The sequence below is a fragment of the Paraburkholderia sp. BL9I2N2 genome (assembly GCF_004339745.1).
Classification (GTDB): domain Bacteria; phylum Pseudomonadota; class Gammaproteobacteria; order Burkholderiales; family Burkholderiaceae; genus Paraburkholderia.
The window spans coordinates 154,077-175,885 of the sequence record NZ_SMGP01000004.1; the positions used below are offsets into that span (position 1 = coordinate 154,077).

The 21,809-nt window shown below is 62.4% G+C and carries 21 protein-coding genes; 9 read left to right on the forward strand and 12 right to left on the reverse strand.

The features are described from left to right. Positions 1-38: 38 nt before the first annotated feature. The 3 genes from B0G74_RS36940 to B0G74_RS36950 all read right to left on the reverse strand — a co-directional run bounded on the left by B0G74_RS36940 (position 39) and on the right by B0G74_RS36950 (position 2,118). Positions 39-797, reverse strand: a complete 759-nt coding sequence (locus tag B0G74_RS36940; protein ID WP_165924008.1) for an alpha/beta hydrolase — start codon at positions 795-797, stop codon at positions 39-41. Between the two features lie 219 nt (positions 798-1,016). Further along, positions 1,017-1,631 (reverse strand): hypothetical protein, encoded by a 615-nt coding sequence (locus B0G74_RS36945; protein WP_132381606.1) that lies wholly within the window; start codon positions 1,629-1,631, stop codon positions 1,017-1,019. A gap of 181 nt (positions 1,632-1,812) precedes the next feature. Continuing rightward, entirely contained in the window at positions 1,813-2,118 is a 306-nt protein-coding gene (locus tag B0G74_RS36950; RefSeq protein WP_132381608.1) for an antibiotic biosynthesis monooxygenase, read from the reverse strand. Between the two features lie 110 nt (positions 2,119-2,228). Between B0G74_RS36950 and B0G74_RS36955 the strand changes: the two genes are divergently transcribed. Together B0G74_RS36955 and B0G74_RS36960 are read left to right on the forward strand one after the other, a co-directional pair. Then, positions 2,229-3,188 carry a helix-turn-helix domain-containing protein gene (locus B0G74_RS36955; protein ID WP_132381610.1) on the forward strand — a complete coding sequence of 320 codons (960 nt, stop codon included), beginning with the start codon at positions 2,229-2,231 and terminating at the stop codon, positions 3,186-3,188. A 164-nt stretch (positions 3,189-3,352) separates the two neighbouring features. Next, entirely contained in the window at positions 3,353-4,564 is a 1,212-nt protein-coding gene (locus tag B0G74_RS36960) for a mechanosensitive ion channel domain-containing protein (protein WP_132381612.1), read from the forward strand. 118 nt (positions 4,565-4,682) lie between these two features. Here B0G74_RS36960 and B0G74_RS47580 read toward each other — a convergent pair whose 3' ends face one another. Continuing rightward, positions 4,683-4,805 (reverse strand): hypothetical protein, encoded by a 123-nt coding sequence (locus B0G74_RS47580; protein WP_279388640.1) that lies wholly within the window; start codon positions 4,803-4,805, stop codon positions 4,683-4,685. Here B0G74_RS47580 and B0G74_RS36965 point away from each other — a divergent pair. Continuing rightward, positions 4,804-5,142 carry a DUF190 domain-containing protein gene (locus B0G74_RS36965; protein ID WP_132381614.1) on the forward strand — a complete coding sequence of 113 codons (339 nt, stop codon included), beginning with the start codon at positions 4,804-4,806 and terminating at the stop codon, positions 5,140-5,142. The genes B0G74_RS47580 and B0G74_RS36965 overlap by 2 nt on opposite strands. Before the next feature lie 82 nt (positions 5,143-5,224). Here B0G74_RS36965 and B0G74_RS36970 read toward each other — a convergent pair whose 3' ends face one another. Together B0G74_RS36970 and B0G74_RS36975 are read right to left on the reverse strand one after the other, a co-directional pair. Next, positions 5,225-6,538 carry an MFS transporter gene (locus tag B0G74_RS36970; RefSeq protein ID WP_132381616.1) on the reverse strand — a complete coding sequence of 438 codons (1,314 nt, stop codon included), beginning with the start codon at positions 6,536-6,538 and terminating at the stop codon, positions 5,225-5,227. 144 nt (positions 6,539-6,682) lie between these two features. Further along, positions 6,683-7,114, reverse strand: coding sequence for a VOC family protein (locus B0G74_RS36975; protein WP_132381618.1), 432 nt, complete (start codon positions 7,112-7,114; stop codon positions 6,683-6,685). Positions 7,115-7,447: 333 nt separating this feature from the next. On the opposite strand from B0G74_RS36975, the gene B0G74_RS36980 reads away from it, so the two are divergent. Continuing rightward, positions 7,448-8,188 carry a GntR family transcriptional regulator gene (locus B0G74_RS36980; protein WP_132381620.1) on the forward strand — a complete coding sequence of 247 codons (741 nt, stop codon included), beginning with the start codon at positions 7,448-7,450 and terminating at the stop codon, positions 8,186-8,188. A gap of 143 nt (positions 8,189-8,331) precedes the next feature. Here the strand turns inward: B0G74_RS36980 and B0G74_RS36985 are convergent, their stop codons facing one another. Next, entirely contained in the window at positions 8,332-9,717 is a 1,386-nt protein-coding gene (locus B0G74_RS36985; RefSeq protein WP_132381622.1) for an MmgE/PrpD family protein, read from the reverse strand. A gap of 84 nt (positions 9,718-9,801) precedes the next feature. Continuing rightward, on the reverse strand, positions 9,802-10,551 hold the full coding sequence (locus B0G74_RS36990) for an FCD domain-containing protein (RefSeq protein WP_132381624.1): 750 nt from the start codon (positions 10,549-10,551) through the stop codon (positions 9,802-9,804). 194 nt (positions 10,552-10,745) lie between these two features. On the opposite strand from B0G74_RS36990, the gene B0G74_RS36995 reads away from it, so the two are divergent. The 5 genes from B0G74_RS36995 to B0G74_RS37015 all read left to right on the forward strand — a co-directional run bounded on the left by B0G74_RS36995 (position 10,746) and on the right by B0G74_RS37015 (position 17,041). Beyond that, positions 10,746-12,107: an MmgE/PrpD family protein gene (locus B0G74_RS36995; RefSeq protein WP_132381626.1), complete on the forward strand. Its 1,362-nt coding sequence runs from the start codon at positions 10,746-10,748 to the stop codon at positions 12,105-12,107. 131 nt (positions 12,108-12,238) lie between these two features. Continuing rightward, positions 12,239-13,522: an MFS transporter gene (locus B0G74_RS37000; protein ID WP_132381628.1), complete on the forward strand. Its 1,284-nt coding sequence runs from the start codon at positions 12,239-12,241 to the stop codon at positions 13,520-13,522. Between the two features lie 117 nt (positions 13,523-13,639). Then, positions 13,640-14,941 (forward strand): MFS transporter, encoded by a 1,302-nt coding sequence (locus B0G74_RS37005; RefSeq protein WP_132381630.1) that lies wholly within the window; start codon positions 13,640-13,642, stop codon positions 14,939-14,941. After that, positions 14,938-15,690, forward strand: coding sequence for an SDR family NAD(P)-dependent oxidoreductase (locus B0G74_RS37010; RefSeq protein WP_132381632.1), 753 nt, complete (start codon positions 14,938-14,940; stop codon positions 15,688-15,690). Before B0G74_RS37005 ends, B0G74_RS37010 begins: the two co-directional genes overlap by 4 nt. Positions 15,691-15,871: 181 nt before the next feature. Beyond that, positions 15,872-17,041 carry a porin gene (locus tag B0G74_RS37015; RefSeq protein ID WP_132381634.1) on the forward strand — a complete coding sequence of 390 codons (1,170 nt, stop codon included), beginning with the start codon at positions 15,872-15,874 and terminating at the stop codon, positions 17,039-17,041. A gap of 103 nt (positions 17,042-17,144) precedes the next feature. On the opposite strand, the gene B0G74_RS37020 is transcribed toward B0G74_RS37015, so the two are convergent. From B0G74_RS37020 to B0G74_RS37035, 4 genes are all read right to left on the reverse strand, one after another. After that, on the reverse strand, positions 17,145-18,491 hold the full coding sequence (locus tag B0G74_RS37020) for a cytochrome c (protein ID WP_132381636.1): 1,347 nt from the start codon (positions 18,489-18,491) through the stop codon (positions 17,145-17,147). Between the two features lie 9 nt (positions 18,492-18,500). Continuing rightward, positions 18,501-20,285: a GMC family oxidoreductase gene (locus B0G74_RS37025; protein WP_132381638.1), complete on the reverse strand. Its 1,785-nt coding sequence runs from the start codon at positions 20,283-20,285 to the stop codon at positions 18,501-18,503. 64 nt (positions 20,286-20,349) lie between these two features. Then, positions 20,350-21,120 (reverse strand): gluconate 2-dehydrogenase subunit 3 family protein, encoded by a 771-nt coding sequence (locus B0G74_RS37030; RefSeq protein WP_132381640.1) that lies wholly within the window; start codon positions 21,118-21,120, stop codon positions 20,350-20,352. A gap of 99 nt (positions 21,121-21,219) precedes the next feature. After that, positions 21,220-21,765 carry a heme-binding protein gene (locus tag B0G74_RS37035; protein ID WP_132381642.1) on the reverse strand — a complete coding sequence of 182 codons (546 nt, stop codon included), beginning with the start codon at positions 21,763-21,765 and terminating at the stop codon, positions 21,220-21,222. Positions 21,766-21,809 lie beyond the last annotated feature (44 nt).

Genomic DNA, 21,809 nt, shown 5'->3' on the forward strand with positions numbered 1-21,809 from the left:
GAAATGTCAAGCCACCGGCTTGCTCGGAATATCAATCGTTACTGGCCGGAATGCTGCGCTGCCTGTTCGATCAGCGCAGCGACTTCCCGCGGATGAGATTCGAACACCGCATGGCTCGCACCGGCGATCTCGACCGTATTGGCGTGAGCGCGCGCCGCGTACATGCGCTCGAGGTCCGGATTGATGATCTTGTCGGCCTTCGCGACCATGTACCAGCTCGGCTTTGTCTTCCATGCGGGATCGGAAATTTGCGCGGAGAACTCGGACGCCGCAAGCGGTATCTGCGCATGGGCTTCGAACTCTGCCTGCGCACGAGGCAGGTCGGGTGCGAACTGCAACGGATAGTCGGCGGGTTTCAGGTAGACAAAATTATCCGGCGTGCCGACGATGGAGATGGGTGAACCCGGGTACTTCTTGCCGTTGGCCGCCATGGTTTCGCCGGCGTCGAGCGCATGCGCGGCGATGTAAACCAGCGAGCTCACGTGATCGTCGTTCCCGGCTTCACTGATAATCGCGCCGGCATAGCTGTGACCGACGAGTACACACGGACCGTCGAGGCTGCTGAGCACGCGTTTCGTGGCAGTCACGTCGTCGTTAAACGATGTCAGCGGTTGTTGCACCAGTGTCACGTGGTAGCCATCCTTCGTCAGAATGTTGTAGACGGGGCGCCAACCCGCGGCATCGGCGAAGGCGCCGTGGACCACCACGATATTCTTAACAGGCGCGGCAAAAGCCGGCGCGACGGCAGTGGTAAGCAGGCAGAGTACGGCGGCGGCTCGTAAGGCGGAAAAACGCATGGTGAATCCTTGAATATTAGAAGCGCAACAATGGATTGGGATTGTTGAATGAATGGAAAAGAAAATCGGAATGTCGACGGCATGAGATGACGCGTAGCCGCTGTCGTGGTCATCTATGATTTCCAACACGATTCAGGCCGCTACCGGGGTCGGCCGCGCTTGCTGCCATCAGGGAAGATCATCGCCACTAGCGGCCACAGCGGAGACCGGCATCATGCGTTAGAACTGCGGCACCACGCCGTCCTTTTCGACGAACAGCACGTGCGCGTCGTAAACGCCGTTCGCGCCTGGGGTCACCACGGCGAAGACTTTCTTTCCCGCGATTAGATCGGCTTTGCTGACCGGAACCGGCGTCACGACGGGCACGTTTGTCGGCACGGTCACCGTGCTGGAGCCGCCCTTGTACGACAGATTCAGTTCACGGCCACTGGTGCCGGTGACAACCGATACTACGTTTGCATTCGTCATTGTGCTGTTAGGACCGAAGTCATAGGCGAAATGCCCTTCGGCCGTACCGCGTGCCGCCTCAGGAAAAACGATCATCGAAGTGGCCGTCAATTTTCCATCGCTTCCCGTGAGCGCCGGCGTCCCGACGTACGAACCGACTTTGGCGTCGGCAAGTCTGGCGGCCTTGAACGCCGACACGCCGACGTCCGGCTTGACGTCGATTGACACCGTATCGCCGCTGTTCCGGTGTACGGTCAGCATTTCGCCTTTGAACGACACGATATCGCCACGAATCCGTTCCGGTTTGACGTCGGGCGTTTGCGCGAAAGACACGCTGGAAAACGCAATGGCAGCGAATACAACGCCTACTTTGTAATGAATCGACACGAGCTACTCCATCTACATGAATGCGATTGGATCGGGGCGCCGCGGTTGCAGCAACCCTGTTGCAGGGGACCAGAGCAGGGCGCTCGAGCGCGAAGTCTGGTCGACAACTAAAGCGCTAACGCCGATCGACAGGAGGCAGACCTCCCGCGGCGGGTTTGTGCGCTGCCGAGGCGCTAACGGGTCAGGGCAGTTGATTTTTCATGGCCAGAACGTCGATCGGTTCGATGGAAGGAGGGCTTGCCAGCATCTCGTCGGCGCGCGCCATCAGGGCGTTGGCCATTCTACCGAGCAGGTGTGCCTGACGATCCTCTTCACTCGCAAAGGCGTCGAAGACGCCGAACGTCGTCGGCGAGAACTTGAGGGCGAACCAGATCGGCGTGGTCGCCTCGCGATTGGTCATTTGAAGGCCACTGGTAAGGAAGTCCGCTACCGCCTGCTCCTTTCCCGGTTTGGCTTCAAGTCGGACAAAAAAAGCGTGCTTGATCATCTTCGTTTCTCCAGTGTCCGCGTGATGGGTTCATGCGGTGAGTGACACTGTACAAACAGAGTGCGCAGGGGAATACTGTCCCAATCGACAATTTTGGTACCAATTCTGCCATGCGAATTTTTGTCCTCGCGCTCGAGGGCGTGTTCGACACGGGTCTCACCACTGTGCTCGATAGCCTGACGATGGCCAACGGTCTTGCGCAAGCGACAGGGATGACCACGCCGGGCTTCGACATTACCGTGGTGGGGCTGCGGCCCGAGGTGCGTACCGCGCTCGGGATGCAGGTACCCGTTTGCGATATGTCCGACGCTCCCGCGCCGGATTGGGTCGTCTTGCCGGCGCTCAACCGCATAACAGCCGATGCGCTTGTGCCTTTGCTCGGCCGCGATGATGTGATCGATGCGTCGAGTGCCTTGCGTGCGTGGCGCAGCGGCGGCGCCCGGGTTGCGGCCGCCTGTACGGGCACGTTCGTGCTGGCTGAAAGCGGCTTGCTCGACGGTGGCGAAGCCACGACCACCTGGTGGCTCTCACCATTATTCCGGCAGCGTTATCCGCACGTGCATCTGGATGCACATCGGATCGTCGTTTCCAGCGGCGGCGCGCTGACGGCGGGGGCGGCCCTGAGCCACGTCGACCTTGCGCTATGGTTGATCCGCAACAACAGTCCTGAGCTTGCGGCGCTCGTAGCCCGTTACCTCGTCTTCGATTCGCGGCTGTCGCAGTCGGCGTATGCGATCTCCGATCACCTTTCCCATTCGGACCCGCTCGTCGAGCGTTTCGACCGTTGGGTGCGTGAGCGTCTCGACACGGCAATCTCGCTCGACGCCGTCGCCGATGCATTGGCGACCAGCACGCGGACGTTGACTCGACGTCTGAACGCGGTGCTCGGTAAAACGCCCGTCGAGTACATACAGGATCTGCGGATCGAGCGTGCCGTTCAATTGCTCAAGACGACCAAGCTCACGGTCGATCGCATTGCTGAACAAGTCGGGTATGCGGACGGTCACACTTTGCGAACGTTGCTGCGGCGGCGGTTGGGTAAGGGAGTGCGTGAGTTGCGGGGATCTTGAGTCACAATAGCCGTCGTGCGATGCGCCTGCCGTCCGGTCCGGCCGAGTTCGCACAGTAGCGACGCCGGCAGCATCGTGCGCCACGCTCGCCGTCACAGCGCGCCGCTCAAACAGCCAGACCAGATCTGCCCGGCGAAACAGGTTCGCCGGAAATGGGAGAGTCTATGTTCGACAAGATGCTGCGTATCGAAGACGGACCGGACTGGCACCACTTCCACGTCTATACCGACAGCGAATTCGTCGCAGTACTGCTCGTCATAGCGCTGCTGCTCGCGATTCTGCTGGCGAGCGCGGTCTGCTACTACCTGACGCGCTCGATCATGCTGTTGATTGTCGGCCGCCTCGCGCGCCAGGAGCGGCACAAGTGGCTGCGAGCCGCCGAGCGTCACAAGGTCTTCCACCGGCTCGCGCCGCTCGTGCCCGCCGCGATCGTCTACGCGGCCGGCCCGCTGCTTTCAGGCATCACGTTCCCGATGATCGCGGCGCTCGGGCATCCGCTGTCGGTGCTGGCGGCCTGCTACATGGTGTACACGCTGCTGCGCGCCGCGCTCGCGTTCCTCGACAGTGTCAGCGAGCGCTACAGCCACTTCCCATCCTCGAGCGAGCGGCCGATCAAAAGTTTCCTGCAGATCGCCACCATCGTGCTCTACGTGATCGCGCTGATCGCTGTGATTTCCGTGTTGCTGGAGCGTTCGCCCGCCTACTTCCTCACTGGCCTCAGCGCGATGACGGCGCTGCTCATCATCATCTTCCGCGATTCGCTGCTCGGCTTCGTGGCGAGCATCCAGCTCGCCGCCTACGACATGCTGCGAGTGGGCGACTGGATCGAGGTGCCCGGCTACGTCGCCGACGGCACGGTGATCGACATCGCGCTGAACACGATCAAGGTGCAGAACTTCGACAACTCGATCGTCATGCTGCCGAGCTACGTCCTCCTGACAAACGGCGTGAAGAACTGGCGTGGCATGACGGAGTCGGGCGGCAGGCGCGTCAAGCATTCGATTCATTTCGACGCCGACACGGTCCGCTTTCCCGACGAAGCGCTGCTCGCCCGGCTGCACAGCGATATCGACCCGCCGCTCGCGGCACTTGCGCCCGACGACGCACGGCGCACGAACCTCGGCCTGTACCGTCTCTATCTGACCGCGCATTTTCGCGACCATCCGGCCGTCCGCCGCGACATGCCTGTCGTGATTCGCCAGGTGCAATCAAGTCAGCCCGTCGTCGCGCTGGAGATCTTTCTCTACCTCGACGAAACCAACTGGGAGCCGTACGAAAACCTGCAGTCGGACATGCTGGACCATGCTTATGGGCTCGTGCCGCTGTTCGGCTTGCGCTGCTGGCAGCAGCAGTGCCAGTCAGCGCGGCAACCTTAGCGGCGGGTGCATCGCGGGCATAGCGTCTCGGGGCGTTCCAACCCGCGGCTGGACCACGGGAATGTCGGCTTGAGGAAAGCCGCCTCGGACTGGCACTAGTTCAGCCCGGCATCTACACTTATTCCATACCTTGGCTGATGATGCCAACGACTGCGCCGAACAGACGACGCAGGTATTGCCGCGCTTCTCCACCGACAAGAATAATCAACAGCGATCCGGCGCGGACAGGAGACACCGACATGAACGGCTATCAGGTCACCTTCTTCACCCAACAGGATCGCCGCCATCACGGCAAGCCGCTGGCCGATTGGCTCGTCCATCTTGCGGGGGAACTCGGTCTGCGCGGTGCGACCGTGATACCGGGCTGCGAAGGCGTCGGCCAGCATCACCGCATTCACTCGGCGCACTTCTTCGAGTTGGCGGACCAGCCATTGTCCGTCGTGATGGCGATGACGAGCGACGAAGCCGATCGATTATTCGACCGGCTGCGCGCCGATGGTGTGCATCTGTTCTACGTCAAGACGCCTGTCGAGTTCGGGGTCATCGGGAACGACAACGGGAACACTGCGAAGTCTTAGCACGCAATTGCGTACGCGAACTCCGCGAAGTTCGACGCGCCCAACTCGTTGCCGACCCGACGTGCATCGCCGGGCGGCGCGTTCAATAAGCGTCCATCGGCGCCGCAAAGCCTCCGGCTTCGTTCGTCTTTGCTTCCGGCTCGCCGAGATACGGGCGATCGGGGCGAATCCAGTGCGCGGCAATCGGCCCAAGCACGAGAAAGAACATCGACAGTGCAAACACCGGCTGCCATGAATGCATCGTATCGACCAGCCAACCGACGAGCGGCGGCGATACCGATGCCGCAATGCCGAGCCCCGTGTTCATGATGCTGCTCGAAGTCGCCGCGTGATTGGGCGCGAGATCCATCGCGACGGCCCACAGCGGCGCGGTCACCAGTTCCGACAGAAACAGCGCGGCAGCCAGCGAGAGGGCGGCGAGCGTCGACGACGTGTGCAGGAACATCGGCACGAAGAACACGATCGGCGCGAGAAAACCAATGGTAATCAGCGTTTGACGTGAGCGGCGAATGTTGCCGGTCTTCTTGAGCATCAGATCGCTGAGTGAACCACCGAGCGTGGTGCCGACCACACCGCTCAAGAAAATCCCCGAGCTGAAGATGGCCGAATGCCGGATATTCAGGTGATACGCCTGCGCGAAGAACGACGGCATCCAGTTCAGAAAGAACCACAGAATCCAGCCGTGACAGAAGCTCACGACGGTAGCCGGCCACAGTGCGCGCAGCAGCGGCGGCCAGCGCATCGGCACGCGTGTCTTGCCGAGTTTCGCGGGGAGTCGCGCGATGTCCTGGGGCGTGATGCCCGGATGATCGGCGGGATTGTCGCGGTAATACCAGACCCACAGTACGACCCACGCCAGACTCGCCGCACCGAGCACGATAAACGCGATGTGCCACGAAAATGCGGTGATCAGGCCGGCGACGAGAATCGGCGTCGAGGCGTTGCCGAGCCGCGCGCAGGCATGCGTAATGCCCTGTGAAAAGCCGCGCCGCTCGGGTTCCATCCATGCAGTCAGCGCTCGCGCCGATGCAGGCACGATCGGGCTTTCACCCAACCCGACGACGAAGCGCGCGAGCAGCAACGTCCCCAGCCCGCCGGCAAAGCCGGTGAGGAGTGTGCCGAGCCCCCACAGCACGCCGCATACCGCGAGCATCTTGCGGGCGCCGAGACGGTCGCCGATAAAGCCGCCTGGAATCATCGCGAGCGCGTAGGTCAGCGCAAAGGCGGAGAACACGATGCCAAGCTGCGAGTTGCTCAGATGCAGATCGCGACGGATCGCGAGAGCCGCGGTCGAAATATTGGTGCGGTCCACATACATCAGGAACGACATGATGCACAGGACAATCAGTACGCCTGTCGTCGCGGAAAAGCGGTTGCGGCGGCGGATCGATTCCATCGTGTCTCCTCCTTGCGACCACGCAACGGCACGTGCCGTTGCGTCTCGTGTCGCGGCGTCGCGGGAATCGCCCCACGTCGCCGTACGTCGAACAGTTCGCTATGAATTGGTGTGATGCGAACTGAAACGCGAACTTGAACCTACTTATTCGAGTACTTCGCCGTGTACGCCGGCGGCGAGCGTCTGCTTTTCCCAGCGTTGCATCGGCACGACTTCGGCGACCGGACCGTTCGGCGAACGGAACTTGACCGGCAGATGACCCGGCGCCGTCAGGATTTCGCCGCCGTTTTCCTTGATCTGCGCGATGAATGCGTCGAGGTCTTCCACTTCCATGCCGATGTGGTGAATGCACGGCGCCGGGCCGGCGAAATCAGCTTCATCGGAGTCCGACTTCTCATAGTGAATCAGCGTCAGGTCCATGTAACCGTCGGTCAGGTGATGCGAAATGTGATCGCCGTTCTTGCCCTTGCGACGCACCGTGTTCACGTGCTTGTAGCCGAACACGTTCTCATAGAACGCGCGTTCCTTCTCGACGTCTTCAACCTTGAATGCAATGTGCTTGATGAAATTCGGCATGGGTCATCTCCTCTGATGTAAGCGCGCGTGGTTGCGCGATGAAGATCAGTCTAAGACGACATGCCGGCTCAGTCAATCGAATCATTCGAATGATTCGAATTAATGGATAGGTTCGGGTCGATGCCGATTGTCTCCGGTTATCGGGCTCGGTAGCGGCATGGCGCCGATCACGGTCACGCACGCGGGTGTCGATCCTGTATCCTTCCGGAATTCGCCGTGCAGGCCGCGAATCGGACCGGAGGCAGCGCATGAAATGTGTGCGTCTCGCGGCCATCTCAGCGCGGAACGGGCGGCTTTTTCCGATTCCTTTTCTTCACTCTGACACTGACCTGAATGCCAGGACTTCGTACTCCGGGAGAGCAACCGCTCTATGAAATCGTCCGCGCCCGTATTCTCGAGCGCCTTCGTACCGGCCAATGGACGGCCGGCGACAAGATCCCGACGGAGCCGCAACTGGCCGAGGAATTCGGCGTCGGCATCGGCACGATCCGCCGCGCGGTCGAAGAACTGGTGGCCGAGCGCCTGCTGATTCGCCGGGCAGGGCGTGGCACGATCGTCGCGAAGTTCGCCGACGAACATGCGTTCGACCACTACTTCAGCTTCGTCGATACAGACGGCGAATTAATGAAGGTCACCGCGCGCCTGCTGCGCTTCGGCAAGGAGCGCGCGAGCCCGGCGCTTGCGGCGACGCTCAAGCTCGCGCGCGGCGCACGGCTGGCCACCGCCGACAATCTTCGGTTGCATGACGACGTGCCTGTCATGCTGGATCGTTTGTGGTTTCCGCTCGACGTGTTCCCGGATCTCGAACCCGGCATTTTCGAAGCACGGCGCGGTTCCATTTATGGCTTTTACCAGGAGCACTTCGGGATTTCGGTGGTGCGCGTGGTGGAAGATCTGGGCGGCGCAATTGCCGACGAAGAGGTGGCGCGCGCGCTGAATATCGAAGTCGGTGCGCCGGTGTTGCGTATCGAGCGCACGGCTTACACGTTCAAGGACCAGCCGGTCGAATTTCGCGTGCGCTATGTCGATTCGAGCCGTTGTTCGTATCGGAACGTGCGCGGCTTGCAGGATTGAGCGGTGTGCATCGACGGCGGAGAGGGCGGTGCGCCTGAGCAACTGCTCGGAAGCGGCAACGACGTCCGCCGCGCGCCTGAAAAACGCGGCACGTCATCAACGAACGACGCCCATAAATCAGGACGTTGTTCGCATCGATCAGTCTATTGCCGGAACTGCGCGATCGCGCCGAGCGCCGGCTCATTGAATACCGTCTCGCACCACACGCGCGCCTCGTCGGCGAGTGCGATGCTCCAGCCGCCGTGCTGCGCGTTGTCGGTGAATTTGGCCGCGAGTTCGGCGCGCGACAGCGGCTCACGCGCGCCGCCGCGCATATGCGGCTGGCGCACTTCCTGAAAGGTACCGTCGTTGAGCGTCGCGCGCAGATGGCCGGTGAAATTGGTCGGGTACTCGTTGTCCGGATCGATCACATAGCGGATCTTGCCGGCCAGCGCGAGCACCGCCGGATCGTGAATGCGCGCTTCGGTGAACTGGCTGAAGCCCGCCTTGCGATCGAAGAAACCCACGGCCATGCAGAACGGTGTGCTGAACTTGGCGGCGTAAGCAGTCGGCGGCCGATGCTTGACCGCGAGGTCTTCCCACAGCCGATGCACCGTGCCTTCGCCCACTTCACACACGATGTCGCGAATCTGATCCGCCTGCACGCCGCGCTCCGCGAGGGCGATCGCGCAATCGATATACGGTTGGGTCATCGTGCCGCACGCGTAGGGCTTGAACGCGATCGTCTCCATGATCCACGACTTGCCGAGCGTATCGAGCACCGGCGAGAAATCCGGCGCGCGAGACGGTGCGAACGCCTTGAAGAAACCGTGCTTGCCTTCGAGTACCGTACGCGGGCCGTCGAAGCCGCCACGCGCCATCAGCGCCGCGCGAATGCCCGACTGCGCGGCCCATCCGGCGTGCATCCGCTTGGTCGAGGTGCCTTCGGCCAGATACTCGATGATCCCCGCCGCCATGCTGCCCGCGATACCGAGCGCCGAGGTGGCCTGCTGCGGATTCAGGCGTAACGCACTTGCGACGCCGCCCGCTGCCGCGAGTGCACCGATCACGGCTGTCGGATGAAAGCCTGCCGTATGAATAGCGCGCGGCGCGACGAGACTCAAGCGGCACATCAACTCCGTGCCGACCGCGATGCCACGCAGCAACGCTTCGCCACCGAGACCTTCACGTTCGCACGCTGCCAGCACCGCGGGCACGACCACTGCGCCCGAGTGCACCGGACCGCCCTCGAACGTATCGTCGTAATCTTCGCCGTGCGCGGCGGTGCCGTTGATCAGCGCCGCGTCGAATGCACTGAAGCTGCCTGCGTGGCCGAGCGCTGTGCAGGCGCCGCCTGCATCGGTGGCTTGCAGCGTCGCGCGGATATACGACTCGTCGCGCCCGGCGATGCACAGACCCGTCACATCGAGCAGCAACAGACGGGCGATTTCGACAGTCTGTGCAGGCAGTGCCGACGCGTGCACGTCCGCAATCCATGCGCCGAGTTTTTCGCCAACGATTCCGTGTCCTTCTGGTTTTTCAACGCTCATACGGGTGACCACTCCGAGTCGGTAATGAAATGCGTGCGCCGCCGTGTTGCGCGCGTGCCGGGCGTTTCGGGCGCGCGCTGAGGCTTAGTGCGGACCTTCTGCGACGGTGGCTCGCGCCGTCTTGCCGGCGGCGTCACCTGCCGCGGCTGTGGGCGCTGCGTCTTCCGCGCTATGCGCGGCGATCGCGCGCTGGAAGCCCGCCTGCACGTGCTGGCGCATCGCCGTCGCGACGGCTTCGGGATCGCGGCTCGCGAGCGCGTCGAGAATCAGGCGATGTTCGGTGTGCGACGCCTGCGAGCTGCCCGCAATCGAAAAACCGCGCCGGCGCAGCAGGTGCATACGGTTGATCGTTTGCCGGTACAGACCGAGCATCGTCGCGTTGCCCGACAGTTCGACCAGCCGGTCGTGAAAGGCGATATTCAGCGTGAAGTAATTGTTCAGCTCGCCGTGGATGGAACTGGCTTCGAGCTGATCGAGCATTGCGTGCAGTTCCTGCAACTGCGTGTCGGTGATCTTCGATGCGAGCCGGCGACCGGCCATCTCGTCGAGGCCGGCGCGCACTTCATAGAGTTCGGCGGCTTCGTCGTCGGAAATCTCGCGGATGTAGACGCCGCGATTCTTTTCGAGCCACACGAGACCCGCTTCCTCGAGCGCGCGAAACGCTTCGCGCACCGGACTGCGGCTGATCTTCAGATGGTCGGCGAGATCCATCTCATTGAGTTTCATGCCGGCCTCGAGCTCACCCGTCTTGATGCGACGGAGAATTTCCTCTTGCACGAGACCGGACAGCGTGACGGAGCGAAGCAACTCGAGCGAAGTGGTGGGGCGGGGCATAGACAGACCTGTGTTGGGGAAAGCTGGCAGTGTACAACGCACATTGCGTCTTGAAGATTGTCGACAACATACTATCCACAACGCAGGCGCGCAACTAGAATTTGCCATGATTTGCGTATTGTCGACAATATGTACAATGCGATCTCGTACCCTGGCGATTCCCTTTTCATGGCCTGACTACCCTTTACGATCCGATGACCCAAGCCGATCGCGTCACCCAAACTCTCGCGCGCTACCTCGTCGACGCGCGTGCCGACAGCCTGCCGCAAGCCGTGCGCGACCATGCGGTGCGTACTTTCGTCAACTGGATGGGCTGTGCGGTCGGCGCGTCGCGGCATGAAGCGGTCGAGATCGCGATGGCGGCGCTCGCACCGTTCGGCGGCCCGGCGCAGGCGACGGTGTTCGGCCGCACGGAAAAGGTCGACGTGCTGAGCGCCGCGCTCTTCAACGGCATCAGCTCGCACGTGTTCGACTTCGACGACACGCATCTGAAGACCGTGATCCATCCGGCGGGCCCGGTGGCGTCGGCGATTCTTGCGCTGGCCGAGTATCGGCCGGTCAGCGGCAAGGAGTTCATTCTCGCGCTGACGCTCGGCATCGAGACCGAATGCCGGATCGGCAATGCGGTCTACCCGAACCACTACGACATCGGCTGGCACATCACGGGCACGGCGGGTGTGTTCGGCGCGGCGGCCGCCGCGGGCAAGCTGCTCGGGCTTGACGAACAGCAGATGATCTGGGCGCTCGGTCTCGCGGCGACGCAGCCGGTCGGCCTGCGTGAGATGTTCGGCACGATGACCAAGAGCTTCCATCCGGGACGCGCGGCGCAGAACGGCCTCGTGTCGGCGTTGCTGGCGGCGCGCGGCTACACGAGTTCGCAGCAGGGCATCGAAGCAAAACGCGGCTGGGCGAACGTGACGAGCACGCATCGCAACTACGCGGAAATCACGGACGGGCTCGGCGAACGTCATGAAAGTCTGCTGAACTCGTATAAGCCGTTTGCGTGCGGCATCGTGATCCATCCGGCAATTGACGGCTGTATCCAGTTGCGCAACGAACATGGGTTGAAGGCGGACGCGATTGCGTCGGTGCAGTTGAAGGTGCATCCGCTGGTGCTCGAACTGACCGGCAAACGCACGCCGCAGACCGGGCTCGACGGCAAGTTCAGCGTCTATCACTCCGCGGCGGTGGCGATCATCGACGGTCGCGCCGGCGAGCATCAGTACAGCGACGCGGCCGTTCATGACGCCGCGACGGTGCGGCTGCGCGACAAGGTCACCGCCGAGATCGATCCCGCGATGCCGGCCGACGCCGTTCACATCACGGTCACGCTGACCAATGGCGAGCGGCTCGAGAAACATGTGGAGCACGCCATCGGCAGCATCGATCGGCCGATGAGCAATGCCGAGCTGGCCGCCAAGTTTACCGATCTGGTCGAACCGATTCTGGGCGGCGCGCACGCCGCGAAGCTGCTGGAAGCGGGATGGCAGATGGAGTCGCTGGACAACATCGCAACGCTGGCGGAGCTGGCGCGTCCGGTCGAGAAGACGTCGTAAAACGGCGCTCACGTGCAGTACCGATGAGGTGCGCCTCGTGCAAGCAGGGGTGCGCGTCATCGATAACATTGTCGACATAACACAAGCCGCGATACCCAAGAACGCGGCGGACCGTGGATTCAGGAGACGAGATGTCGAGTTCCGTCGGTGTGGCAGTCGCAGTAGCGCGTCCGTATCGCGTCTTTATCGCCACATGGGCGGGCTGGATGCTGGACGGCTTCGACAACGCCATCTACATCTACGTGATCGTGCCGGCCTTGACCGAGTTGCTGCCGAAAAGCGGCTTCGTGGCCGATCACGCGCATATCGCGCGGCTCGGCGGGTTGATGTTCAGCCTCTTCATGCTCGGCTGGGCCTGCTCGATGTTCTGGGGCTGGTGCGCGGATCGCTTCGGCCGCGTGCCGACCATGTGCGCGACCATTCTCATCTATTCGATCTTTACCGGCGCCTGCGGGCTCGCGCCGGGCATCGTGTCGTTCGCGATCTTCCGTTTTCTGACGGGCTTCGGCATCGGCGGCGAGTGGGCCGCGGGAGCGCCGTTGTTGCAGGAGTCGGTGCCGGAGCATTTGCGTGAACGCCTATCGGGATGGCTGCATACCGGCACGCCGATCGGTTTTCTGTTGGCGTCCGCCGCCGCGCTGGTGATTCTGCCGCTGGGCGGCTGGCGCGTTCTGTTTCTGATCGGCAGCGCACCCGCGTTGCTGACGATCTGGCTGCGCCTCGGCGTGCCGGAGTCGCGCCGTTGGCAAGAGCAGCGGCGCGCACAGGGGCCGCGTGCGCGCGTCAGCGATCTGTTCGCTTCCGGCATGGCGCGCACCACCTGGTCCGCAGCATTGATGATGACGTGCCTGATCTTCGGGCTGTGGTCGTCCACATTCTGGATTCCGACGCTCGTGATTACCTGGCAGCGCGCGGGCGGCGCATCCGTTGCCGATGCGCAGTATCTCGGCTCGCTGAGTGGCCTGATCCTGAGCGTCGGCACGCTCGCGGGATGCGTCGCGATGCCGTGGATCGTGCGCTGGATTCCGCGCCGCAAATCGGTCGCCAGCGTGTTCTTCTCCGGCGCCCTGATCTGCAATGTCACGTCGTACTTCGGCATTGTGGTGTTGCTGAAAAGTCTGCCGCTATTCCTGATCACGCTGCCGCTGCTCGGCTTCTTCACGAGCGGCGTGTTTTCGCTGTTCACGATCTGGCTGCCCGAAATGTTTCCGACGATGCAGCGCGCGCTCGGTTCCGGATTCGCCTTCAGCTTCGGCCGCGTGCTTGGGGCGGCGGGGCCGTCGATTGTCGGCGCGCTCGCGGCGATGTTCGGTTCCTATCCGCTCGCGATCACGGCAGTCTCGCTGATCTATCTGGTCGGTCTGTTCTGCGTGAAGTGGGCGCCGGAAACCGCGCATCGGGCACTGCAGAGATGATCAAACGTATTCCGAATGATGTGCGTCGCGCGCCGCAGGGCGTCGGCGGCAATCGAAACTGAAGGAGCAAACCATGCATCACGGTCACAGTCGCGGTCACGGGCAGGGCGGTTCAAGATGAAAGCGAAAGCAGGCATGTTTACCGGCACCACAGGCAGAGTGTTCATGCTCATCTGCGCGATGTATTTCATCGAATACGTCGACCGAGTCAATCTTTCCATCGCGGCGCCGCTGCTGAAGTCGGAGATGCATCTGTCGAACACGCAGCTCGGCATTGCACTCTCGGCGTTCGGCTATTGCTATGCGATCTTCCAGGTCATCAACGGTTATCTGGGCGACAAGATCGGACCTCGCCGGATGCTGGCGTTTTCGGGCATCCTATGGACGCTCGGCACGCTCGCGACCGGTGTGACCGGCGGCCTCGCGACGCTGGTGCTCTCGCGCGCACTGGTCGGTCTCGGCGAAGCCGGCACGATTCCGAACGCCACGCGCGCGATGGCCAACTGGGTTCCGCTGGTCAAACGTGGCTTCGCACAGGGCTTCACGCACTCGGCCGCGCGCCTCGCGGCCACCGTCACGCCGCCGTTGCTCGTGCTGATGATTCCGCTGCTCGGCTGGCGAGGCGCGTTTGTCGCGCTGGGCTGCGTCAGCGCGATCTGGGTGGTCGTATGGGCGCTGTATTTCCGCGACGATCCGCGCACGCATCCGTCGATCACCGCCGCCGAAGTCGATACGCTGCCGCCGTATGCCGGCCCGCGCCATCGCACGGCGGTGCCGTGGTGGCCGCTGATCCGGCGCATCATGCCGGTCACGCTGGTGTTCTTCTGCCACGCATGGACGCTGTGGCTGTATCTGAGCTGGCTGCCGAGTTTCTTCGTCGGCGTGTACGGCATCGACTTGAAGAGCACGGCGCTGTTTACGTCGGGCGTGTTTCTCGCCGGCGTGGTCGGCGATACGGCGGGCGGCCTGCTGACCGACGCGATTTATCGACGCACCGGCAATCTGAATACGGCGCGGCGCAACGTGATCATCATCGGTTTCGCGGGCTCGCTGCTGTTTCTCTCGTGCGTGCTGTTCGTGCGGGACCGGACCCTGATCGCGCTGTGTCTGGCCGCGGCACTGTTCTGCCTTGAATCGACCGAAGGCCCGATCTGGGCCGTGCCGATGGATGTCGCGCCGGCCTTTGCGGGCGTCGCTAGCGGCTTCATCAGCACGGCGGCCGGTCTTGCGGCGGTGGTGTCGCCGGTCGCGTTCGGCCTCATTACCGACATGACGGGCAGCTATCGACTGCCGTTCGTGATGTCCATTGCGTTGTTGCTGGTCGGCATTGCGTTGTCGTTCTGGATTCGTCCCGACCGGCCGCTGCAAGCCAGCGCGCAACCCACGCTATCAACGAAATCACTGGGAGTGCATTCATGAAAGGAGAAGTCAACGGCGTCGCGGTCGTCACCGGGGCGGCGCGCAATATCGGCCGCGAGATCGCACTGCAACTCGCGGCAGCGGGCAATGCGGTGCTCGTCAACGCGCGCAGTTCCGCCGCCGAGGCCGCCGAAGTCGTGCGCGCGATCGAGGCCGCGGGCGGCCGCGCGGCCGCGCATCTGGCCGACGTCAGCGAACCTGCGGGTGCGCAAAGTCTGATGGAAGCGGCGATTCACCATTTCGGGCAGATCGACATTCTCGTCAACAACGCCGCGGTGCGTCGCGAAGTGCCGTTCGCGGAGCTGGATTACGCACGTTGGCGCGAGGTGATGTCGGTGATTCTCGACGGCGCGTATCTGTGCGCGCACGCGGCGTTGCCCTATTTGCGGCAATCGAAGGCCGGCGCGATCGTCAATATCGGCGGCATGTCCGCGCATGGGGGCTCGGCGGGGCGCGCGCACGTGATCGCCGCGAAAGCGGGCCTCGTCGGTTTGACGCGCGCGCTGGCGCACGATCTGGGTCCGGACGGCATCACCGTCAATTGCGTGGTGCCCGGCTTGATCGCGACCGTGCGCGGCGGCGCGGCGGGCAATACCGAACCCGCGCATCACGCTGAGCGCACTACCTTGCTTGGCCGGCGCGGCCAGCCCGACGAGGTCGCAAGCCTCGTGCAGTTTCTGTGCGGCCCGACAGCACGCTATCTCACGGGCCAGGCGATTCATGCGAACGGCGGCGCTTTTCTAGGCTGATCGTAGCCGCGGCGGCGCGGCAGACAACATCTGCGCGCCGCTGTCGAACAGTTTCAAGTCGGACTCGCTATTGCGGGTTTCGCAGGAGGATTGCTTATGCGGTGAAGACATCAAATTAGTTAGTATTACAGAGTGAAATGTTTAAGGCACAAATAAATTATGACTTGGAGGAGATGACAGAATGAGAAAGTCGCTTTTTGCATTATCGATATTGGGAACCTTTGCTGGAACCGTTCACGCGCAGAGCTCGGTCACGCTGTACGGCATTGTCGACGAAGGCGTGATGATCAACACCAACGCGAAGAACGTGGTGAACGGCAAGAACGTGGGCGGCCGGCAATTTTCGGTCGATTCCAACGCGGGCACGCAGGGCAGCCGCTGGGGCATCCGCGGCGCCGAAGATCTGGGCGGCGGCCTGAGGGCGATCTTCGTGCTGGAGTCGGGTATCAACGTCAGCACGGGCGCGTTCGGACAAGGCGGTACCGCATTCGGCCGGCAAGCCTACGTGGGCCTCGCCAGCAGTTCGTTCGGCTCCGTGACGTTGGGCCGTCAGTACGACAGCATCAACGACTACGTCGGCAACTACGGCTTTGCCGCGGCGTATGGCGGATCGACGACGGAACATCCGGGCGACCTCGACAACGTCAACCACACGTTCCGCGCGAACAACACGATCAAATACGCGAGCCCCAATTTCAATGGCCTGACGTTCGGCGGCACGGTGAGTCTGGGCGGCGTAGCGGGCGAGATTTCGCAGTCGAGCGGGTACAGCCTCGGTGCGAATTATGGACACGGCCCGTTCGGGATTGCGGTCGCCTATGAACTGTTCAAGAATCCATCCGCGCTGGGCTCGATTCTGAACAGCAACGCTAGCCCCACGACGTTCAACTCGCTAAATTCGGGCTATCTCGGCACGAAGCCTGCCAACTCGCTGCAAATCATCACCACGGGCGGCTCGTATGATTTCGGCCCGGCCAAAATCGGCGCGGTGTATTCGAATACCAAGTACATGAACATCGGCGCATTCGGTGGCGCGACCGCGACGTTCAACAGCTACGAGTTGAACGCGCTCTATCGCGTCACGCCGGCGCTGTTCTTGTCGGGCGAGTACAACTATACGAAGGGCAACGCGGTGAAGGGCGACATCGGCGACCAGAAGTACAACCAGTTCTCGTTGCTGCTCGACTACGTGCTCTCCAAGCGTACCGATGTCTATCTCCTCGGCACCTTCCAGACCGCGAGCGGCACGAGCTCCACTGGCGCTGCGGCGGTTGCGGATATCGGCAGTCTCGGCGATTCGTCGAATAATCATCAGGCCGTGGCGCGCGTCGCGATTCATCACAAGTTCTAGGAGCTGTTTTACATGCGCAAAGCCCAGGGCATCGAGCGACGCCCTGGGCTTCATTCATGCATTCAAGCCTCGCGCGCTAACACTTCACGTCAACGCTGCCAGGTTATTTCGCGCTGATCGCGACGCCGCGAACCTTGGCAACTTCACCAGCAGTGACAGCGGCTGCGCGATTTCCCCAACTGCTTCGCACAAAGCTCAACAGATCCGCGATCTGCTGATCGGTCAAACGCCAGCCGAAGTCGGGCATGGCAAGCGGCGTCGGCGCGGCTGCGGTGGACGGCATATGCGAGCCGCTTAATACGATATGAATCAGCGACGCCGGATCGCCGCTCAGCACCGATGCATTGCCCCTGAGGCTGGGGAAGGCCGGCATCGCGCCGGTGCCATCCGTGCGGTGACAGGCCGCACAATTGTCCAGATAGAGATGCGCGCCGGTCGAATCGATGTGACCGGCTCTGAGCGCGACAGCCGTCTGATCCGCGCGACCGCTTTGCTGCGCGGCCGGCGGCGTCGCGCCCGTTTGCAATGACGGCGACGTCAGATAAGTTGCAATCGCGTTCAAATCTTCGTCGTGCAGATATTGCGTGCTGTCGTTGATGACCTCCGTCATCGGACCGAATGCCGCGCCGTCGTGCATACGCCCACTGCGTAGATAGGCGACAAGATCGGCCTTGCTCCATACCTTATCGCTGGCCGATGTTTGCGCCATATGGCCACGCAGGTTCGGCGCATACCAGCCAGCCAGCGTATTGCCGGACAGGAACGCGGTATTGTCCTTGTCGTCGAGTACGCTCTCCTGCCCGAGCATGCCGTGCGGCGTGTGACATGCGCCGCAGTGCGCGAGACCTTGCACCAGATACGCGCCGCGATTCCATTCGACACTCTGGTGCGGATCGGTTTGATAAGGCAGTGGGTCATGCGCATACAAACGATCCCACACTGTCATCAGCGTGCGAACGTTGAATGGAAAGCGCAGTTCGGATGCGCGATTCGGCTGCGCGACGGGTTTGACGCCTTGCGTGAAGTAGCGATAGAGCGCATGCATATCGCTGTCGTCGATCTTCGCGTACGACGGATACGGCATTGCCGGATACAGACGATGACCGTCTTTGGCTATGCCTTGGCGCAACGCCTTGGCGAAGTCGTCATAGCTATAGCCGCCGATGCCAGTCGATGCGTCCGGTGTGATGTTGGTCGAATAGAGCGTGCCGAAGGGCGTCGCGAGCGGCAGACCGCCTGCGAACGGTTGCGCCTTGTTCGCCGTGTGGCAGGCCGCACAATCTCCGACTTTCGCGAGATAAGCGCCTTTGGCTAGCTGCGCGTCGACGGTTACTGGCGTGGGCGTGGCATTCAAAGTTTGCGCGTTCGCACCGCTGCCGGGCGCGCCACTGCACATCAGCGCAAACACGGGGATCAGGTACTGCCTCAAGCGATCGAAAGTGATTTTCATGACGGTCGCTCACGCCTGAACCAGAGGGCCGGGATTCTTCAGATACGTCTCGCGTATTGCCTTCGCCGCGTAGTACGTCATGGCGCCGATGGTGCCGGTTGGATTGATGCCGAGATTTTGCGGGAACGAACAGGCGCCGGTCACGAACACATTCGGAACGTCCCACGACTGAAGGTATTTATTCACCACGCTGTTGTCCGGCCGGTCGCCCGCGATCGCCCCACCGGTCGTATGCGTGCTCTGATACGGCCCGACGTCGAAGTGATCGCCCGGCTTGCCCGCGTTGATCGCAACCGATTGCGGTTTCGGATTCATCGCGCGCGCGACATCGGCGGCTTTGTGGCTGACGAACTGCGTCATGCGGCCTTCGTTGTCTTTCCAGTCGAACGTCATGCGCAATAGCGGCAGGCCGTATGCATCCTTGTAAGTCGGATCGAGATCGAGATAGTTGTCGCGGTACGACATCACCGAGCCTTGCGTGGAGATGGCGAACGAATGCAGATAGTGGTCCTTCACGGCCTTTTTCCAGCCGGAGCCCCACTTCGGCGTGCCGGGCGGCACCAGTGCCTGCGCGATCGGGCGGCCGCCCGTCACCGTCGCAAAGGTAATCGCGCCACCGACGAAGTTCAGCGGACCGTGATCGAAGTTGTCGGCATTGAAATCGTCGTAGACGACGCCGCCCGCTCCCGAACCGATGAACGGATTGATCGCCACGTCCTTGTCGAAGAAGACTTGAATCTTGCTGTTCTTCTGGTACGCGTAGTTCTTGCCGACAGTGCCTTCGCCGGTGGCGGGATCGTATGGCTTGCCGATCCCCGACAGCAACAGCAGACGCACGTTGTGCATCTGGTACGCACACAGCGCGACGATATCCGCGGGCTGCTCGACGGTACGACCTTGAGCGTCGATATAGGTGACGCCCGTCGCGCGCTTGCCGGTCGCATCGAGATTGACCTTGACGACCGCCGAGCGGTCGCGCAATTCGAAGTTCGGCTTTCTCGCAAGCGCCGGGAGAATGCAGGTCTGCGGCGATGCTTTGGAAAACATGTAGCAGCCGAACAGTTCGCAATAGCCGCAGAAGTTGCACGGGCCTAGCTGCATGCCATACGGGTTCGTGTACGCCCTGGAAGCAATCGACGCAGGCGTCGGATACGGGTGGAAGCCCACTTCGCGCGCGGCCTGCTCGAACAGCATCGACGGATAGGCAGTGGGCAAGGGCGGCAATGCGTAATCGCGTGAACGCGATGCTTCGAATGGATTGCCGCCACCGATCGGCTGACCGTTGACGTTACCCGCCCTGCCCGAAGTGCCGGCGACATATTCGAAGCGGTCGTAGAACGGCTCGAGTTCGGCGGCGCTGACGGGCCAGTCCTGAATCGTCATGTCGTTGGGTATGAAGCTCTTGCCGTAGCGCTGTTCGTAGTGGCTGCGCAGTTTCAGTTCGGCATCGGTTGCACGATAGGTGAAGCCGTTCCAGTGCACGCCCGAGCCGCCGACGCCGTCGCCGAACAGAAAGGCGCCGTACTGGCGCAGCGGCAACGCGACTTCCTGCGCCTGGCGGCGGATCGTGACGGTCTCGTGCGCGAGGCTTTGCATCAGCTTGAAGCGCTGCACGTAGGTCAGTTCGTCGGCGACCTTCGGATACGCGAAGTCGGGATAGGTATCGCGGTTTTCGCCGCGTTCCAGGCCGACCACGGTGAGGCCGGCGTCCGCCAGTTCGATCGCCATGATCGAACCCGACCAGCCCATGCCGACGACCACCGCGTCCACTTTGGGTTTACTGATGTTCGCCATGTGTCTCCTCCTGGCGTGTGTTTTATCTAATGCTGCTGTGCGCGTTGCTGGATGAAGGCGGTGGCTATGCCTTGCCTTCGATCGTTACGGTTCCGAGCGGATACACTTTGCCGGGTTGCGCGACCCAGTCGAGATAGTCGGCGCGCGCGCCGGGAAAACCGATCATGGTCCAGCTCGCGGCGTGCTTGTTGCCGCCATGAATCGGATCGGAGAAATAGCCTTCTTTGGTGTTCTGCCACAGCAACGCGATGAAATGACCGGCCGAGGTTTGCTCGAATTTGACCTTGCGGCTATCCATGCCATGCAGCAACGTGTCCTGTTGCGCGGTCGTCAATTGCACAAACGGCTTGCCGCCGAAGTGCGCCTTGCAATAGGCGTCGAGCGCCGCGATTCCGGTGCGGTACAGGTCGCGAGGGGTCATGGGACTTTGATAGCCGGCGAGCGGCGTGGCATCGGGATGAAACGGGCCATGCATATACCACGCTGCCGCATGACCGAACGCGCCTTCCATCTGCCGGTCGATGAACGCCGCGACGTCGAGTTCGAGCGCGCCCGGACCTTCGGCATCGGCGGGAATCAGGCGGTCGATCGCGGCTTGCAGCACGCTCCACTCGTCGGGCTTGAAGAACTTCGGCTGGTACGGTTTCGCGCTAGAACCGTCGGTTCCAGCGGTGGCTGACGTTGACGCCGATGCCGATGCCGTCACGCCGCCGGGCCGATCACACGCAGCAAGGCCGCCCGCCACCGGCAACACCGCGACGCTTTTGATCAGGAACCGGCGCCGCGATGATGCTTTGGGAGGCACTGCTGACGCGGCGGCGGGTTTATCGTCCATGATGAACTTCTCCGTGCATTAAAAAGGCATCCTGATCGATCTGGCTTGAGAGCAAGATGGTCGACCAGCGTAAGCGCCGCGAAACGGCGCCCCCCGTCTTTACTTCAACGCGTCCGCGCCTGCCTTGCAGATATCCGCATCCTGGTCGCCGCTGCCGCCGCTGCATCCGATCGCGCCCACGATCTTGCCGCCCATCACGAGCGGATAGCCACCGGGAGAAGCGGCCAATGAAGGATCGAGTGTCGCGGAATAGGTGTGGCCGGTTTCGAAGGCGTTATAGAACGTGCGCGTATCGCGACGAAAGCGCGCGGCGGTCGCGGCTTTGCGCAGCGCGATTTTCGGCGACGCGTTCTGCGTGTTGTCCATCTTGGCGAACGCCACCAGTTCTCCGCTCGGATCGGTCACGGCAATGGCTTCCGGCCAGCCGTGCCGCGCGGCCTCGGCTTCGGCGGCTTCGAGCGCCTGGTTGGCGTTTTGCAGGCTGATCGGCATGCCGTATGGAATATCGAACGGCGAGTGCGCCGGCAGGCCACCAGCCGACGGTTGCGACGCGGGCGTCTGCGCGATGGCGTTCGTGCCGCTCAGTGCCGCGCACAGCGAGAACAGCGCGGACAACGAGGCTTGGATGATTCGCTTGCTGGTCATATTGGATTCCCCTGTGTGGCCGATAAAAGGCGTCGAGCATTGGC